The following is a 15,831-nucleotide window of genomic DNA, read 5'->3' on the forward strand; positions in this document are numbered from 1 at the left end:
CCCGGATGGTCCGCACGTGGTGATGGGGGCCCATAGCCATAACCTACCCGGCGTGCACATGAAAACAGCGTAACTATCGCGTCAGGTCAGGCTGTGGCAGGAAGCGCGCGCCAATGACCGCCCGCCACATCCTTACCTATGCTTGTGATTTGTCGGGCGGTGGCGTCGAACGGGCGCAGCTGCGCCTGGCGCGGGGCTGGCTGGCGGCGGGCCGACGCGTCACCCTGGTGATCGGCGACACGGCCGGACCGCTCGCGGCGGAGATGCCGGCGGGGCTCGACCTCATCGAGCTCGGCACGCCGAACTATCTGGCGCAGTTCCGCCTGCCCGGCATCGTGCGCGACCGCCGACCGGACGTCATCTTTTGCGCCGGCAATTTCTATACCAGCATCGCCGCCTGGACGCGGTTGCGGCTTGGTCGCGACTGCCCGCCGATCGTCGGCAAGATGTCCAACGCCGCGGCGCGGGGCGACCATGGCCCGATCCTCGACCTCGCACATCGAATCTGGCTGACCCAGCACCGCTGGTTCCTCGACCATATGGTGGCGATGACGCCGGCCACCGCGGCGGAGGCTGGACGGATGACGCGCATGCGGTCGCGCACCAGCGTCATTCCCAATCCGCCCGCCCCGCCCGTCGAGGGTGCGCCGCTCCCCGCGCTGCCTCGCGGCCGCTTCGTACTCGGCGTCGGCCGGCTGGTTCCGCAGAAACGCTGGGACCGGCTGATCGCCGCCCTGCCCGCGCTGCCCGACGATGTCGCGCTGGCGATCCTGGGTGAAGGCGAGCTGCGGCCTGTGCTCGAACGGCAGGTGGCCGCGCTCGGTCTGCAGCGGCGGGTGCAGTTGCTCGGCCATACCGCCGACCCCCTGCCGGCGATGGCGCGTGCCGCGCTGCTGGCGCTACCGTCCGATTACGAGGGTGTACCCGGCGTGCTGCGCGAGGCCCTGTCGGTCGGCACGCCGGTCGTCACCACCGACTGCAGCCCCGCGGTGGCGGAGATTGTCGCTGACCATCGCTTCGGTAGCATCGTCCAGCGTGACGATGCCGGCGGGCTCGCGGCCGCACTGACCCACTGGCTGGCCGCGCCCCGGCCCGATCCGGTGCCGCAGCCCGGCACCGATTCCGCTGCGCGTTACCTGAGGCTGTTCGACTCGCTGGTCTGAGCGTCGGCGTCGATCGCCTCCGACTCACGTTCGGCACGGCATTTCAGCGCGGTCTTGACCATCGCCGTCATCGGATCGGCCAGCGCCAGGCCGAGGATGCCGAACAGCGCGCTCGCCATGATCTGCGTCCCCAGCGTCAATGCCGGCGGCAGATCGACGGTGCGCTTGGCGACCATCGGCACCACGACATAGCCGTCGATCGTCTGCACCACGACATAGGTGGCGATCGCCCACAGGCCGGTATGCGTACCGCCGCTGAAGCCGACCGCAACCATCAGCACGCCGGTGATGATCGCGCCCAAATTGGGGATGAAGGCGAGAATGCCTGCGATGATGCCGAGCAACATCGCCATAGGCACTCCGCCGATCGCCAGCACCAGTCCCGTGAACACGCCCTCGAACGCCATGCCGAGCAGACGCCCGGCGAGCAGCTTGCGCAGCGTCTCGCCCATCCGCTGCGTGGTGCGCGCGAACTCGGGACGCGCGTCGCTCGGCACCAGCCACTGCAGCCCGCGCTCGTAGAGATTGGGCTCCATCGCCAGGAACAGGCCGAGCACCAGCATCATGAACAGGCTGGTGATCGCACCGATTGCGGTGCCGACCCAGGACGTCACGCGCCCGACCGAACCGAGCGCCTGTTTGACGATGCCGTTGACGTCGGACGCACCGGGCATCAGCCCCTGCGCGCTGAGGAAGCCGGTGACGCGGTTCGCCTGCACCTCCAGCGTCGAGCGAAGCTGCATGACCTGCTGCGACACCTGCACGCCGGTCAGGTAGAAAGTACCAAGCAGGAAGGCGACGACGAGCAGCACGACGATCAGCAGCCGCCAGCCGCGGCCGATCGGCAGCACCTTGCCGAGCAGCCTGACCCCGCCATCGAGCAGCGCGGCAAAGACGATGCCGGCAAGGATGATCAGCAGCGGCTGGACCAGCAGCACGACCAATGCGATCGCGCCGATCAGGCCGAGCCAGACGGAGGCGCGCTTCAATTCCTGGCGGACGAAGGGATCGCGCAGCTCATTGGGGCTCGGATCCGTTACGAGCGTCGTCTTCGTCTGCGCCATGCCGGCCCCCTTATTGACCACCCTCGGCCGGGTGGAGCGAAATTCCCGCCCGATGCGAGCGCAGCGATCCCCACCAGGTGAGCGGGTTGAGCGTCGCGTCGCCATCGAGGCTGAAGGTGATGAACTCCGCACGACCGCCAAGGTTCTCATAGGGCACCGGCCCGCCGAGGCCGAGCTGGCTGAGCGGAAAGCGGCTGTCCGCCGACCGGTCACGATTGTCGCCCATCAGGAAGACGTGATCGGCCGGGATGCGGATCGGCCCGTAATTGTCGCCCGGGCTGTCCGGCTCCAGATCGACCGTATCGTAACGGCGGCCGTTGGGCAGCGTCTCTGTGACGATCGGCAGGTGGCAGACGAAGCCGCCGCCGGGCGCTGGCCGCTTGGCGCCATAATAGTCGCTCTCGCTGCACGGGCTGTTGGTGTCGACGGGCAGATCGACATAGTGCAGCGGGCCGCGCTGCACCGGCTTGCCGTTCAGGATCACCGTACCGCCGCGCACCTCCAGCGTGTCGCCCGGCAGGCCGATGACCCGCTTGATGTAATCGTTGCGCGTGCCCGGCGGAGTGACGATGACGACGTCGCCGCGCTTGGGCAGGCGACCGAGCAGCCGGCCGTGGATGAACGGCAGGCCGACGCTCCAGCTTTCCTCCGGCTTGCGCAGCACCACCGATTCGAAGATCGCGACGGGGTTGGGGATCGTCGGCGACACGAAGGACCAACCATAGGTGAATTTGGATACCACCAGCCGGTCGCCGATGCGCAGGCCCGGCAGCATCGATTCGGACGGGATGTAGAAAGGCTTGGCGATGAAGCTGTGGAAGCCCAGTACGATCAGTACCAGCCAGAAGATGCCCTTGATCTCGCCCCACCAATCGGTGCCGCCGGCCTTCTTGTCCGCCTCGGGTCCGGCCGGCGCCGGCGATCCGCCGCCCGTGGCCTGATCACGCGCCTCGCTGCCGTCCAACACCGCTTCCTTCATGCCTTGGGGTCCGGGATCGCCTCGATCACGACAAAGGCCTGGGCCCAGGGATGATCATCGGTCAGGGTCAAGTGGATGCGCGCGACGTGGCCCTCGGGGATCATCGCGTCAAGGCGTTCCTTGGCTCCGCCGGTCAGCGCCAGCGTCGGTGCGCCCGATGGCGCGTTGACGACGCCGATGTCCTTCATGAACACGCCGCGCTTGAAGCCGGTGCCGACCGCCTTGGAAAAGGCCTCCTTGGCGGCGAAGCGCTTGGCCAGCGTTCCGGCCTTGGTGAACGGCCGCCGCGCGGCGCGCGCCAGTTCCTGGTCGGTGAACACGCGGCTCTCGAACCGCCCGCCGAACCGGTCCAGCGACGCCTGAATCCGCTCGATGTTGCACAGGTCAGAGCCGAGGCCGACGATCATCGCCCGTCGCTCACCGCGCGGCATCCATTTCGGCACGCATCCGCCGCACGGCCTCGTCCAGCCCGACGAACAGCGCCTCGCCGATCAAGAAATGACCGATGTTGAGTTCGCGGACCTGTGGGATCGCCGCGACCGGCCCGACATTGTCATAGGTCAGGCCATGACCCGCATGCACCTCGATCCCATTCTTGGCGGCGAGTGCGGCGGCGTCGGAGAGGCGGCGCAGTTCCAGCGTCCGCGCCTCGCCGTCCAGTTCGGCATAACGCCCGGTGTGCAGTTCCACGACCGGGGCGCCGAGGCGGATCGCCGCGTCGATTTGCGCCGCCTCGGGTTCGATGAAGAGCGAAACGCGCACCCCCGCCTCGCCGAGCGCGGCGACCATCGGAGCGAGGTGATCGAACTGGCCCGCCGCATCCAGCCCGCCCTCGGTGGTGCGTTCCTCGCGCTTTTCGGGCACGATGCACGCCGCATGCGGGCGATGACGCAACGCGATGCGCAGCATCTCCTCGGTCGCCGCCATCTCTAGGTTGAGCGGGATGGTCAGCGCTTCGGACAGCCGCGCTATGTCGTTGTCAGTGATATGCCGACGATCCTCGCGCAGATGTGCGGTGATCCCGTCCGCCCCGGCTTTCGCCGCCAGCAAGGCCGCACGCACCGGGTCGGGATAACCGCTGCCGCGCGCGTTGCGTACCGTCGCGACGTGATCGATGTTGACGCCGAGGCGAAGATCGCCGCTCACGCCGCGCGGCTTCCCGGCTTGAGCGCGGGGAGTGCCGCCAGTTCGGGCGGCAGCGCATCGGCTTCATAGGTCGGCACGTCGAGGCGGATCAGCGGATAGAAGGGCACGCCGATGTCCGCACCGCCATTCGAGCGGTCGACCAGTGCCGCTCCCGCAATCACCCGGCCGCCCGCCGCTTCGATTGCCTTGATCGCCTCGCGGGAGCTGAGCCCGGTAGTGACGACGTCCTCCATCATCAGCACCTCCTGCCCGTCTTCCAGACGAAAACCGCGGCGGAGCTCGAAGGTGCCGGTCGGCCGCTCGACGAACATCGCCTCGACGCCGAGCGCCCGCGCCATCTCGTGACCGGCGATGACGCCGCCCATCGCCGGCGACACTACCGCGCTGATCCGAGCCTTGAGGTCCGTCGGCAGCCGAGCTGCTAGCGCCTCCGCCAGCCGCGCACCGCGGCGCGGGTCCATCAACACACGGGCGCATTGCAGATAGCGCGACGAGCGCAGTCCCGACGACAGGATGAAATGTCCCTCGAGCAAGGCGTTCGCGGCACGGAACTCGGCGAGCACGTCGTCGTCGGTCATCGGATCGTCCTTTCTCGTCGCCCGCCGTTTCGTCGTCGGGCCTCGTCCCGCCGGTCCATAGGACCGCGCCGGCCGCGCGCCAAGCCGCGCGATCCGCGCTATTTTGCACGCGCGTGGCTTGATGGGGGGTCTAGTCGCCGCGTATAGGCCATGGCAAAAGGGGCGCGAAAGGCGTGCCGCAACGGCCGGACGGCCACAGGTTCCGCGGGTTTCGGCCCCGGCCGCTAGGACGAGGGCACTGAACGGGGTGACGACACTGATGGGCAAGACGATGAGGGGCATCGCACTGGCCGCCGGGCTGGTGCTGGCCGGAATGGGGATCGCCCCTGCCACCGCGCAGAATGCCGCGACGCCAGCACCGCAGGCGGCCGGTGCCCAGGCGCCGCAAGCTGCGGCCGCTCCCGGCGGTGTCTCCAACATCGCACCGACCACCGCCAAGGCGGCGGCGCCGGCGCAACCGAATTCGCCGGTGCTGGCGATGGACGGCGCCCCGGCGATGACCGCCGCCGCCGACGTTGGCCATCCGGTCGCCGGCCGCATCGGCCTGCAGCCGCAGGTCACGACCAACGGCCAGTTCGCGCATTGGATGCACGACAAGGTGCTGTTCCCGCTGATCTCGGTAGTGTCGCTGTTCGTGCTGGCGCTGCTGGTGATCGTGGTGGTCCGCTTCCGCCGTGCCGCCAATCCGATCCCGTCCAAGACCAGCCACAACACCTTCATCGAAGTGGTGTGGACCGCCGCCCCGGTGATCATCCTAGCGCTGATCGCGATCCCCTCGATCGGCCTGCTGCAGGCGCAGTTCAAGCCCGCGCCGGCCGGCGCCGTGACGCTGAAGGCGATCGGCAACCAATGGTATTGGAGCTACCAATATCCGGACAATGGCGGCTTCGAGATAACCGCCAACATGCTCAAGGAAAAGGGCGATCCGACGCTCGCGCCGGGAGCCCGCTTCCGCACCGACGCCGACGGTCCGCGCCTGCTCGCCGCCGACAACCGCATCGTGCTGCCGGTCGGCGTGCCGATCCGCCTGATCACCACCTCGCAGGACGTGATCCACAGCTGGGCGGTGCCCGCCTTCTGGATCAAGCTCGACGCGGTACCGGGCCGGCTCAACGAGACCAGCTTCACGATCAAGCAGCCGGGCCTCTACTTCGGCCAGTGCTCCGAATTGTGCGGCGCGCGCCACGCCTTCATGCCGATCGCGGTGGAAGCGGTGCCGCCGGCGCAGTTCGCCGCCTGGGTGAAGGCGAAGGGCGGCACGATGCCGGGCGGCAAGGCGCCGTCCGACAAGGTGATCCCGCAGCCCGGCGCCGACGGCTCCGCGGCCAAGCAGGCGGACGCCAAGGCCGCCGACGCGGCGACCGGCCCGACCGAAAACGTCACCACCGCCGCCCCCACCACCTCGCAGGGTGCGACCGGCAATCCGGCCACCGGCAACGCGGGACAGTAAGATGACCGATACCGCCCTCCACGCACCGCACGGCGCGGCGTTCGTCGCCCACGACGATCACGCGCATCATGACGCGGACCACAAGCCGGGCTTCTTCGCCCGCTGGTTCATGTCGACCAATCATAAGGACATCGGGACGCTGTACCTGATCTTCGCGATCATCGCGGGGATCATCGGCGGCGCGATCTCCGGCCTGATGCGCGCCGAGCTCGCCCAGCCCGGCATCCAATATCTGGTCGGCTGGGCCAATTTCCTGCCCGGCGGTGACGGCGGCCTGGATCACGCACTTCACCTGTGGAACGTGCTGATCACCGCTCACGGCCTGATCATGGTGTTCTTCATGGTCATGCCGGCGATGATCGGCGGCTTCGGCAACTGGTTCGTGCCGATCATGATCGGCGCGCCCGACATGGCCTTCCCGCGGATGAACAACGTCAGCTTCTGGCTGCTCATCCCGGCCTTCACCCTGCTGCTCGCCTCGCCCTTCTTCGGCGGCGCCGGCACCGGCTGGACGGTCTATGCCCCGCTCTCGACCTATGGCGAGCCCGGGCCGTCGGTGGACATGGCGATTCTGTCGCTCCATCTTGCCGGCGCCAGCTCGATCCTCGGCGCGATCAACTTCATCACCACCATCTTTAACATGCGCGCGCCCGGCATGACGCTGCACAAGATGCCGCTGTTCGTCTGGTCGGTGCTGGTCACCGCCTTCCTGCTGCTGCTCGCGCTGCCGGTGCTTGCCGCGGCGATCACCATGCTGCTCACCGACCGCAATTTCGGTACGACCTTCTTCGACCCGGCCGGCGGCGGCGATCCGATCCTCTACCAGCATCTGTTCTGGTTCTTCGGTCACCCCGAAGTGTACATCATGATCCTGCCGGGCTTCGGCATCGTCAGCCAGATCATCGCGACCTTCAGCCGCAAGCCCGTCTTCGGCTATCTCGGCATGGCCTATGCCATGGTCGCGATCGGGGTGGTCGGTTTCGTCGTCTGGGCGCACCACATGTTCGTCACCGGCCTCAGCGTGAACGTGAAGATGTACTTCACCGCCGCGACGATGGTCATCGCAGTGCCGACCGGCATCAAGATCTTCAGCTGGATCGCCACCATGTGGGGCGGCTCGCTGAGCTTCAAGACGCCGATGGTCTGGGCGATCGGCTTCATCTTCATGTTCACGGTCGGCGGCGTCACCGGCGTCGTGCTCGCCAACGGCGGCATCGACGATTACATGCAGGACACCTATTACGTCGTCGCGCACTTCCACTACGTGCTCAGCCTCGGCGCGGTGTTCGGCCTGTTCGCCGGCTTCTACTATTGGTTCCCGAAGATGTTCGGGAAGATGTATAGCGAGCTGCTCGGCCAGCTGCACTTCTGGGTGTTCTTCGTCGGCGTAAACCTGCTGTTCTTCCCGATGCATTTCCTCGGCCTGCAGGGCATGCCGCGGCGCTACCCGGACTATCCCGATGCCTATGCGCACTGGAATGCGTTGGCGAGCCACGGCTATGAGATCATGGCCGCCGGCATGGTGATCTTCTTCGTCAACGTGATCTGGTCGCTGATCGCCGGCAAGAAGGCACCCGACAATCCCTGGGGCGAAGGTGCGACGACGCTGGAATGGACCCTGTCCTCGCCGCCGCCCTACCACCAGTTCGAGACGCTGCCGAAGATCGACTGAGGCACGCTACCGACCTGAAGACGCGAAACGCCCCGGCCTCTCCGCCGGGGCGTTTTGCTTACAGGCTGTCGCTGTCGATCACCGCGACCTTCGACGCCAGGGCGCGCAGCGCGATCCGGTGGACCTGTTCGGTCGGCGCGGTGCACCAATCGCCGATGACCCGTACGTCATAGCCGGCCGCCGCATGCGACAGTGCGGTGAAGACGACGCAATTCTGGGTCATCATCCCGCACAGCAACAGCGTGTCGACGCCATCGAGGTGAGACGCCAGGTCGGTATCCTGGAAGGCATCCGGCACCGATTTCGGCACGATGGCCGCATCGCCTGCCGCCGCCAGGATCGCAGACCGGATCGCCACCCCGGCGCCGCCGATCGCGAACGGGCCGCCACTCTCGATCGCGACATGGCGGATCAGGAGCACGCGATCTCCCGCTTGCCGCACGCGCGCCAAACCCGCGACGATCCGTGCCTCGACCGCCTCGGGCTGCCACAACGGCATCAGCCCACCGGGAAAATATTCTTCCTGTACGTCGATCACGATCAAGGCCCGCGTCATGCCGCGCCACTCCCGTGCAGCTGCCATCCCATCGTATACGAGACGAAGCCAAGAGGCGGAGGCACCCGTTACTCATTTCGTTGCGGCTACGACCAAACCGGGCCTTTTCGCGCCGGACCGTTCCGCGTTAATCTTCTTCGTTAAATCCGCGACGGGTATGTCGTTGAGTATCTTCGAGGCGCCGGCAGGTGGGTGTCGGCGTGCGGAGCGGGGATCAATACAACAATGCTGGATGCGGACGGTGGAGGCGCGGGGGCGCTTTCCGGGGAGGCCGAGACGCCCATCGGGAGCGCCGTGCCTGCGATAAAGACCGGTGGTGCGATCGGCGCCGCGCTTCTGCTCGCCGCCTGCGGGGGCGGCGACGGCAGCGGCACCACGGCGGCGGCACCGAGCGCACCGGTGACCGTGGCGCCGGCGGCGATCACCACGGCGCAGGCCAGCCGCTTCCTAGCGCAGGCGACGATGGGCGCGACCCGCGCGATGATCGATGCGGTCGTCAGCCGCCGCTACGAAGGCTGGATCGACGACCAGTTCGCGCTGCCGCGGGCGACCGCGCACTGGGACTGGCTGGTCGCCAACGGCTACAACGTCGCCGCCAACATCAATGCCGAGATCGGCTTTGACGTCACCATGTGGCGGCAGCTGATCGCGGAACCCGACCAGCTGCGCCAGCGCATCGGCATGGCGCTGCTCGACATGCTGGTCGTCGGCATCGGCGGCGTGAACCTCAACTGGAAGCAGTTCGCCACCGCCGCTTATGTCGACGTGCTGCTCGACAATGCGTTCGGCAATTACCGCGCGCTGATGGACGCGATCACCACCAATGCGGCGATGGGGTCGTTCCTCACCTTCCTCAACAACCGCAAGGCCAACGCGACGACGGGCGCGCAGCCGGACGAGAATTACGCGCGCGAGTTGATGCAGCTGTTCACGCTCGGCCTCTACCAGCTCAACATGGACGGCAGCGTCAAGACGGGTGCCAGCGGCGCACCGATGGAAACCTATACCCAGGCCGACGTCGCCGGGCTGGCGCGCGTCTTCACCGGGCTCAGCCTTGCTTCCAGCGTCTCGACGACGCCCGATCGTTACCGCCAGCCGCTGGTGATGAACGCCGCGATCAACGAGACCGGCACCGCCACCTTCCTCGGCACCTCGACGACGGGCGGCGGCATGGCCGCGATCAAGGTCGCGCTCGACACCATCTTCAACCACCCTAATCTGCCGCCGTTCGTGTCGAAGCAGCTGATCCAGCGCCTGGTCACCAGCAATCCCTCGCCCGCCTATGTCGGCCGCGTCGCGGCGACCTTTGCCGACAATGGATCGGGCGTGCGCGGCGACATGAAGGCGGTGATCAAGGCGATCCTGCTCGACAGCGAGGCGCGCAGCGATGCTGCGCTGACCAGCACCACCGCGGGCAAGTTGCGCGAGCCGGTGATGCGCCTGACCGCCTGGGCCCGCGCATTTGGCGCGACCTCGCCGTCCAACGCCTGGGCGATCGGCGACACGTCCAACCAGTCCACCCGGCTGGCGCAGTCGATGGGGCGCAGCCAGACCGTCTTCAACTTCTTCCGCCCCGCCTACACGCCACCGGCGACGGGCATCGCGAGCGCCGGCCTGGTCGCGCCCGAGTTCCAGATCACCAACGAACAAAGCGTCGTCGCCTACGTCAACTACATGCAGGCGCTGGTGCTGAACGGGACCGGCGATGTGAAGGCCGATTATAGCGCGATCCTGACCAAGGCGGCGGACAGCGCCGCGCTGGTCGACGAGGTCAATCTGGTGCTCGCCGCCGGCCAGCTGAGCAGTGCGACGGTGACCGCGATCCGCACGGCCGTTGACAGCGTCGCCGCCACCGCCAGCAATGGACCGCAGACCCGCGTCAACATCGCGATCCTGCTGACCCTCGCCTCCCCCGAATTCATCATGGTGCGCTGAGATGGACCACGATTGCGCCTCGCTCGACCAGTCTCGCCGCGCCTTTCTGAAGCGAGGTGCCGCGCTCGGGCTTGCCGGGGTGGCGATGCCCTTTGTCACCAGCCTTGCCGCGATCGGCGAGGCGGCGGCGACGACTGCCACCGATTACAAGGCGATGGTCTGCATCTTCCTGTACGGCGGCAACGACTATGCCAACACGCTGCCGCCCTATGACGCCGACAGCTACGCCAAATATCTGGCCGCCCGGTCGAACATCGCGCTGACCCGCGACTCGCTGGCCAATACGGTGCTCAGTCCGGCGACCGCGCTCGCCGGCGGGCGGCAATATGCGCTGGCGCCGACGATGAGTTCGCTGATGCCGCTGTTCAATCAGGGCAAGCTGGCAGTGGCGCTCAACGTCGGCACGTTGGTGCAGCCGACCACCAAGGCGCAATATCAGGCGAGCAGCGTCAAGCTGCCGCCGAAACTGTTCAGCCACAACGACCAGCAGAGCTATTTCCAGGCCTCCAATCCAGAGGGCGCGACCTCCGGCTGGGGCGGCCGCATCGGTGACCTGTTCCAGAGCGGCAACGGCGCCTCGGCGCTGACCTGCATCAACGCCAGCGGCAATGCGGTCTATCTGACCGGCAAGTCGGCGGTGCAATATGCGGTCGGCACCGGCGGTCCGGTCGCGCTGCTCAACAACGCCTCGACGCTCTACGGCTCGACCACCGCTGCCGCGACGTTGCGCAGCCTAATGACCGGCAGCAACGGCCATGTCCTTGCCGGCGAACATGCCCGCGTGTCGAAGCGCGCGCTCGACACCTATGCGCAGGTGTCGGGCGCGCTCGCCAATGCGCCGGCCTCTGGCTTCACCCTCTTCCCCAGCGGCAATGCCCTCGCCGACCAGCTCAAGATGGTGGCGCGGATGATCTCCGTGTCGTCCGAGCTGGGGGCAAAGCGGCAGGTGTTCTTCGTGTCGATCGGCGGCTTCGACCTGCACGACAATCTCGTCGCGCAACACCCCGGGTTGATCGGCAAGGTGGCGGATGCGATGCGCGCTTTCTACGATACAACCGTCGCGCTGGGCGTCGCCGACAAGGTGACGAGCTTCACCGCCTCCGACTTCGGCCGCACCCTGCAATCGAACGACGACGGCTCGGACCATGGCTGGGGCAGCCACCATTTCGTCATGGGCGGCGCGGTGCGCGGCCAGCGTTTCTATGGCACGCCACCGGCGATCGGCAACGGCACCGCCAACGACGTCGGTCAGGGGCGGCTGCTACCGACGATCTCCGTCGACCAATATGCCGCGACGCTGGCGAGTTGGTTCGGCGTCGGCAATGGCGACCTCGCGACGGTCCTGCCAAACATGGGCAATTACAACCAGTCGAGCTGGAACTTGGGGTTCGTTTGATCCCGGAGACTGTGCGAGCGATCCTTCAGTTCGCGCGAAGACGCGAAGCCGCGAAGAAGATGGCTTCGCGCGGAGGCGCGGAGGACGCAGAGGTGTCGCGCTTGCCGCGCCAGCGGCTTTATCTCCTTGTTGGAAGAATGAGCGGCTTCGCCGAGGAGTCACCGCTCCGCGTCCCCCGCGCCTCCGCGCGAACAAAGCCATTCTTCTTCGCGTCTTTGCGCGAATCGATTTCCCAACTCCGCCCCTGAAGGATGGAGGGCTCAACCCGCCCCGTTGGCCCTGAAAACTACCCCATCAACACCGCGCGATACGCCGCGAAGCAGCGTTCGCCGCACTTCAGCCGGATCAGCGCGCCCTCCGCCATGGCGGTCGCGCGGCGGGGGTCCTCCTCGACGGCAGGGCGGATCGCCTCGCGGTTCCAGTCCTCGGAGTGTTTGACGTCGAGCACCGCATGCAGGTCGAAATAGCGGCGCTCCTTGTTGGTGAAGCCGAGTCGCTTCAGCCCGCGCGCCGTCGCCGCCGACCGATCCGGCGCGGTCAGTTCAATCACACCGAGCGCACCGACCGATTGCCAGGTGTAGCGCCGGCTGGTCGCCATCGCGGTCATCGCATTGGCCAGGCACAGGCTCTGCCACAGCGTCTTCTCGATCACGGGGCAGACCTGAAGCGTCTCGGCCAAGGCATGGAGCATCGGCCCGTGCATCCCCGCCGCCTGGCCGCGCCCCATCTCGTCCCAATAGTTGCGCGCGAGTTCAAGTTTGGGAAGGGTCGGCAGCTTGACCTGGGTCATCGCGACCAGATCGTCGAAGCCCGCCTCGCCCGCCGCTTCCTGCTCGAAAAACCAGCGGAGCTGATCGAGGTTCGCTTGCTCCGCCAACCACGGAAACAGCGGGTCGTGCTGACCGGGGCCGCTCTGCTTCAGCGCCTCGAACCAGGCAATGAACCCGTCGACGTCGGTCGGTGCCGCCGCGGCCTCGTCCGCCACCTCATCGCGCAACTCCTCGAGGAAGCCGCCCTCGAGCCGCTGCATGCGCACGTCGCGGTCGAGCGTGCGCTGCCAATCAGCATCGGGAAAGCCAGGCTCCAGCCGTTCGCGGTTCCAATGCGCCAGCCCCCGCTGGAAGCTGTCGGTCAGGAATTGCGAGCCGCGAACAGGTGCCTCGGCGATACGCGTGGCCATCATGATCCTCCCTTAAGAGCCCGGCCAACCCGTTCAAAACACGATCGTTCCCGCCCGACTCGGGCGGCTTGACCTGGATCAGCACGATCGTTGGTCGGGCGCGCCCGCCCTTTCCCAGGGGCCTCACGACGCGTATAGCCGCCGCCATGACGACGGCCGCGACGCCCATCCTGCCCCCCGCCGACTGGCGTGATTTCCTGGCGCTGACCAAGCCGCGGGTGATGACGCTGGTCGTCTTCACCGGCCTGTGCGGCATGCTCGCCGCGCCGGTCGGCATCCATCCGGTGCTCGGCTTCACCGCCATCCTGTGCATCGCGCTGGGCGCGGGCGCGGCCGGCGCGCTCAACCAATGGTATGAAGCCGACCTCGACGCCGCGATGCGCCGGACGCAGCAGCGCCCGCTGCCCGCCGGCCGCATGGAGCGGCAGTCGGCGCTGCATTTCGGCGTCGGCCTTGGCGCCTTCTCGGTGATTCTGATGGGGCTGGCGGTCAACGTCGCCGCCGCCGCGATCCTGACCGTGTCGATCCTGTTTTACGTACTGATCTACACCGTCTGGCTGAAGCGGCGTACGCCGCAGAACATCGTGATCGGCGGGGCCGCCGGCGCCTTTCCGCCGCTGATCGGCTGGGCAGCGGCGACGGGCGACGTCGCGATCCTGCCGCTGCTGCTGTTCGGCCTCGTCTTCCTGTGGACGCCGCCGCATTTCTGGGCGCTCGCGCTGTTCGTGAAGACCGATTACGCCAATGCCGGCGTGCCGATGCTGCCGGTGGTCGCCGGCGAACGGGTAACGCGGCGCCAGATCGGCCTCTACACCATTCCGATGGCGATCGCCGCGGTGGCGCCCTGGCCGCTCGGGCTGACCGGCGCGATCTACGGCGTCCTCGCCACCGCGACCACCGCGCTGTTCGCCTTGCTGGCGCTGCGGGTCGCGACACGGCATACGCAGCCCGACGACCGCATGAAGCCGGAGAAGCGCTTGTTCAGCTATTCGATCCTCTACCTCTTCGTGATCTTCGGCGCGCTGGTCGTCGACCGCTGGGTGCTGGCATGACTCCCGACGACCAGGATCTGATCCGCCGCCGCCAGAAGTCGCGCGCGATCGTCACTGCGGTGCTGCTCGGCGCCTTCGTCATCCTCGTCTTCGCAATTGCCCTCACCAAGATCCGCCAGGGTATGGCATGAGCGGCGCGGCGGACCTGAACAGCCGCCGCCAGTTGCGCACCGCGCTGTTCGCGGTGCTCGGCATCTGCCTGATGACCGGCGTCGCCTGGGCGAGCGTGCCGCTGTACCGCCTGTTCTGCCAGGTGACCGGGCTGAACGGTACGACCCAACGCGGGCTGCAGGCGCCGGGTGCGGTGAACCACAAGATCCGCATCGATTTCGACACCAACGTCGCGCCGCACATGCCGTGGCGGTTCCGGCCGGAGAATCCATCCGACACGGTCGACGTCGGTGCACGCGACATGGCGTTCTTCCTCGCCACCAACACCAGCGACCATCCGATCACCGGCACCGCGACATTCAACGTCACGCCCGGCCAGGCCGGCAAATATTTCACCAAGATCCAGTGCTTCTGCTTCACCCAACAGACGCTGCAGCCGGGCGAGACGGCGCGCATGCCAGTGATCTTCTTCGTCGACCCGAAGATCCTCAAGGACCCGGACGCCGCCGACGTCGAGACGATCACCCTGTCCTACACATTTTATCCGGTAGATTCCGGCAAGACGCCAAGCTAGGGTCGGACCCCGAGAGGGTATAACAGGGACACCGCAATGGCCGGCGCCAAGAACCACGACTATCACATTCTGCCACCGAGCATCTGGCCGTTGTTCGGCTCGCTGTCGGCGCTGGTGATGGCCTCCGGCGCGATCATGTGGATGCATGGCGGCCATCTGGCGGCGGACAAGGCGAACGGCGGCGGCTGGATCTTCTTCGCCGGGCTCGCCGGTGTCCTGTTCACCATGTACAGCTGGTGGGCGGACGTGGTGCGCGAGGCGCATCACGGCGATCACACCCCGGTCGTCCAGCTGCACTTCCGCTACGGCATGATCCTGTTCATCGCCTCGGAAGTCATGTTCTTCGTCGGCTGGTTCTGGGCCTTCTTCGACTTCAGCCTGTTCCCGACCGCGATGAGCTTCGTCGACGGCCAGGTCGAGCGCGCGGCGGAAGGCGCGACGGCGATTGCCGCGCAATGGCCGCCCAAGGGGCTGGAGGTGATCAACGCCTTCGAATTCCCGCTGCTCAACACGCTGATCCTGCTGACCAGCGGCACCACCGTCACCTGGGCCCACCATGCGCTGATCCACAACCAGCGCGGCGGCGCGAAGACCGGCCTGTGGGGCCTGCTTGGCGTGGGCAATCGTGACGGCGTGCTCAAGGGCCTGTGGCTGACCGTGGTGCTGGGCATCCTGTTCAGCAGCATCCAGGCCTATGAATACATGCACGCGCCCTTCCCCTTCAAGGGACTGAACTATGGCGCGTCCTTCTTCATGGCGACGGGCTTCCACGGCTTCCACGTACTGATCGGCACGATCTTCCTGATCGTCTGCCTGATCCGCGCCTACAAGGGCGACTTCACCCCGCGCCAGCATTTCGGCTTCGAGGCGGCCGCCTGGTACTGGCATTTCGTCGACGTCGTCTGGCTGTTCCTGTTCGTCACCATCTACGTCTGGGGCGGCTGGGGCGCGCCGGTTCACGGCGGCTGACCGATG

At 67.1% G+C, this 15,831-nt stretch carries 16 protein-coding genes; 9 read left to right on the forward strand and 7 right to left on the reverse strand.

Annotation, left to right across the window (positions count from 1 at the left end; translation table 11 throughout):
• Positions 1 to 113 precede the first annotated feature (113 nt).
• Positions 114 to 1,163 (forward strand): glycosyltransferase, encoded by a 1,050-nt coding sequence (locus D9601_RS08225; RefSeq protein ID WP_198353502.1) that lies wholly within the window; start codon positions 114 to 116, stop codon positions 1,161 to 1,163.
• Here D9601_RS08225 and D9601_RS08230 read toward each other — a convergent pair.
• The 5 genes from D9601_RS08230 to pyrE are packed head-to-tail and all read right to left on the reverse strand — an operon-like array spanning position 1,133 to position 4,930.
• Entirely contained in the window at positions 1,133 to 2,227 is a 1,095-nt protein-coding gene (locus D9601_RS08230) for an AI-2E family transporter (RefSeq protein WP_198353503.1), read from the reverse strand. The genes D9601_RS08225 and D9601_RS08230 overlap by 31 nt on opposite strands.
• Before the next feature lie 10 nt (positions 2,228 to 2,237).
• Positions 2,238 to 3,206 carry a signal peptidase I gene (gene lepB / locus D9601_RS08235; protein ID WP_198353504.1) on the reverse strand — a complete coding sequence of 323 codons (969 nt, stop codon included), beginning with the start codon at positions 3,204 to 3,206 and terminating at the stop codon, positions 2,238 to 2,240.
• Positions 3,203 to 3,613: a holo-ACP synthase gene (acpS, locus tag D9601_RS08240; protein ID WP_198354413.1), complete on the reverse strand. Its 411-nt coding sequence runs from the start codon at positions 3,611 to 3,613 to the stop codon at positions 3,203 to 3,205. Before acpS ends, lepB begins: the two co-directional genes overlap by 4 nt.
• Positions 3,614 to 3,623: 10 nt before the next feature.
• Positions 3,624 to 4,352 (reverse strand): pyridoxine 5'-phosphate synthase, encoded by a 729-nt coding sequence (locus D9601_RS08245; protein WP_198353505.1) that lies wholly within the window; start codon positions 4,350 to 4,352, stop codon positions 3,624 to 3,626.
• The gene (gene pyrE, locus D9601_RS08250; protein WP_198353506.1) at positions 4,349 to 4,930 is read right to left on the reverse strand and encodes an orotate phosphoribosyltransferase; all 582 of its coding nucleotides are present in this window, start codon (positions 4,928 to 4,930) and stop codon (positions 4,349 to 4,351) included. The genes D9601_RS08245 and pyrE overlap by 4 nt, the downstream gene beginning before the upstream one ends.
• Before the next feature lie 271 nt (positions 4,931 to 5,201).
• Here pyrE and coxB point away from each other — a divergent pair, with 271 nt between their 5' ends.
• On the forward strand, positions 5,202 to 6,380 hold the full coding sequence (gene coxB / locus D9601_RS08255; protein ID WP_198354414.1) for a cytochrome c oxidase subunit II: 1,179 nt from the start codon (positions 5,202 to 5,204) through the stop codon (positions 6,378 to 6,380).
• 1 nt (position 6,381) lies between these two features.
• Positions 6,382 to 8,052 (forward strand): cytochrome c oxidase subunit I, encoded by a 1,671-nt coding sequence (gene ctaD, locus D9601_RS08260; protein WP_198353507.1) that lies wholly within the window; start codon positions 6,382 to 6,384, stop codon positions 8,050 to 8,052.
• A gap of 58 nt (positions 8,053 to 8,110) precedes the next feature.
• Here ctaD and D9601_RS08265 read toward each other — a convergent pair whose 3' ends face one another.
• Complete coding sequence (locus D9601_RS08265) at positions 8,111 to 8,608, reverse strand: isochorismatase family protein (protein WP_198353508.1); 498 nt, start codon at positions 8,606 to 8,608, stop codon at positions 8,111 to 8,113.
• Positions 8,609 to 8,902: 294 nt separating this feature from the next.
• Between D9601_RS08265 and D9601_RS08270 the strand changes: the two genes are divergently transcribed.
• Positions 8,903 to 10,543, forward strand: coding sequence for a DUF1800 domain-containing protein (locus D9601_RS08270; protein ID WP_332837944.1), 1,641 nt, complete (start codon positions 8,903 to 8,905; stop codon positions 10,541 to 10,543).
• 1 nt (position 10,544) lies between these two features.
• Positions 10,545 to 11,939 (forward strand): DUF1501 domain-containing protein, encoded by a 1,395-nt coding sequence (locus tag D9601_RS08275; RefSeq protein WP_198353510.1) that lies wholly within the window; start codon positions 10,545 to 10,547, stop codon positions 11,937 to 11,939.
• 286 nt (positions 11,940 to 12,225) lie between these two features.
• Here the strand turns inward: D9601_RS08275 and D9601_RS08280 are convergent, their stop codons facing one another.
• On the reverse strand, positions 12,226 to 13,119 hold the full coding sequence (locus D9601_RS08280) for an iron-containing redox enzyme family protein (RefSeq protein ID WP_198354415.1): 894 nt from the start codon (positions 13,117 to 13,119) through the stop codon (positions 12,226 to 12,228).
• A gap of 146 nt (positions 13,120 to 13,265) precedes the next feature.
• Between D9601_RS08280 and D9601_RS08285 the strand changes: the two genes are divergently transcribed.
• The 4 genes from D9601_RS08285 to D9601_RS08295 are packed head-to-tail and all read left to right on the forward strand — an operon-like array spanning position 13,266 to position 15,825.
• On the forward strand, positions 13,266 to 14,171 hold the full coding sequence (locus D9601_RS08285; protein ID WP_198353511.1) for a heme o synthase: 906 nt from the start codon (positions 13,266 to 13,268) through the stop codon (positions 14,169 to 14,171).
• Positions 14,168 to 14,302 (forward strand): hypothetical protein, encoded by a 135-nt coding sequence (locus D9601_RS20025; RefSeq protein ID WP_269769664.1) that lies wholly within the window; start codon positions 14,168 to 14,170, stop codon positions 14,300 to 14,302. The genes D9601_RS08285 and D9601_RS20025 overlap by 4 nt, the downstream gene beginning before the upstream one ends.
• Positions 14,299 to 14,856 (forward strand): cytochrome c oxidase assembly protein, encoded by a 558-nt coding sequence (locus D9601_RS08290; RefSeq protein WP_198353512.1) that lies wholly within the window; start codon positions 14,299 to 14,301, stop codon positions 14,854 to 14,856. Before D9601_RS20025 ends, D9601_RS08290 begins: the two co-directional genes overlap by 4 nt.
• 36 nt (positions 14,857 to 14,892) lie before the next feature.
• Positions 14,893 to 15,825 (forward strand): cytochrome c oxidase subunit 3, encoded by a 933-nt coding sequence (locus tag D9601_RS08295; protein ID WP_198353513.1) that lies wholly within the window; start codon positions 14,893 to 14,895, stop codon positions 15,823 to 15,825.
• The last annotated feature ends 6 nt before the right edge of the window (positions 15,826 to 15,831 follow it).

The sequence above is a fragment of the Sphingomonas sp. MA1305 genome (genome assembly GCF_016107325.1).
Classification (GTDB): Bacteria; Pseudomonadota; Alphaproteobacteria; order Sphingomonadales; family Sphingomonadaceae; genus Sphingomonas.

Coding starts and splice junctions, on each gene's coding strand:
- D9601_RS08290 (WP_198353512.1), top strand. CDS start 14,299: ATGAGCGGCGCGGCGGACCTGAACAGCCGCCGCCAGTTGCGCACCGCG.
- D9601_RS08285 (WP_198353511.1), top strand. CDS start 13,266: ATGACGACGGCCGCGACGCCCATCCTGCCCCCCGCCGACTGGCGTGAT.
- D9601_RS08280 (WP_198354415.1), bottom strand. CDS start 13,119: ATGGCCACGCGTATCGCCGAGGCACCTGTTCGCGGCTCGCAATTCCTG.
- pyrE (WP_198353506.1), bottom strand. CDS start 4,930: ATGACCGACGACGACGTGCTCGCCGAGTTCCGTGCCGCGAACGCCTTG.
- D9601_RS08225 (WP_198353502.1), top strand. CDS start 114: ATGACCGCCCGCCACATCCTTACCTATGCTTGTGATTTGTCGGGCGGT.
- D9601_RS08230 (WP_198353503.1), bottom strand. CDS start 2,227: ATGGCGCAGACGAAGACGACGCTCGTAACGGATCCGAGCCCCAATGAG.
- coxB (WP_198354414.1), top strand. CDS start 5,202: ATGAGGGGCATCGCACTGGCCGCCGGGCTGGTGCTGGCCGGAATGGGG.
- ctaD (WP_198353507.1), top strand. CDS start 6,382: ATGACCGATACCGCCCTCCACGCACCGCACGGCGCGGCGTTCGTCGCC.
- D9601_RS08275 (WP_198353510.1), top strand. CDS start 10,545: ATGGACCACGATTGCGCCTCGCTCGACCAGTCTCGCCGCGCCTTTCTG.
- lepB (WP_198353504.1), bottom strand. CDS start 3,206: ATGAAGGAAGCGGTGTTGGACGGCAGCGAGGCGCGTGATCAGGCCACG.
- D9601_RS08295 (WP_198353513.1), top strand. CDS start 14,893: ATGGCCGGCGCCAAGAACCACGACTATCACATTCTGCCACCGAGCATC.
- acpS (WP_198354413.1), bottom strand. CDS start 3,613: ATGATCGTCGGCCTCGGCTCTGACCTGTGCAACATCGAGCGGATTCAG.
- D9601_RS20025 (WP_269769664.1), top strand. CDS start 14,168: ATGACTCCCGACGACCAGGATCTGATCCGCCGCCGCCAGAAGTCGCGC.
- D9601_RS08265 (WP_198353508.1), bottom strand. CDS start 8,608: ATGACGCGGGCCTTGATCGTGATCGACGTACAGGAAGAATATTTTCCC.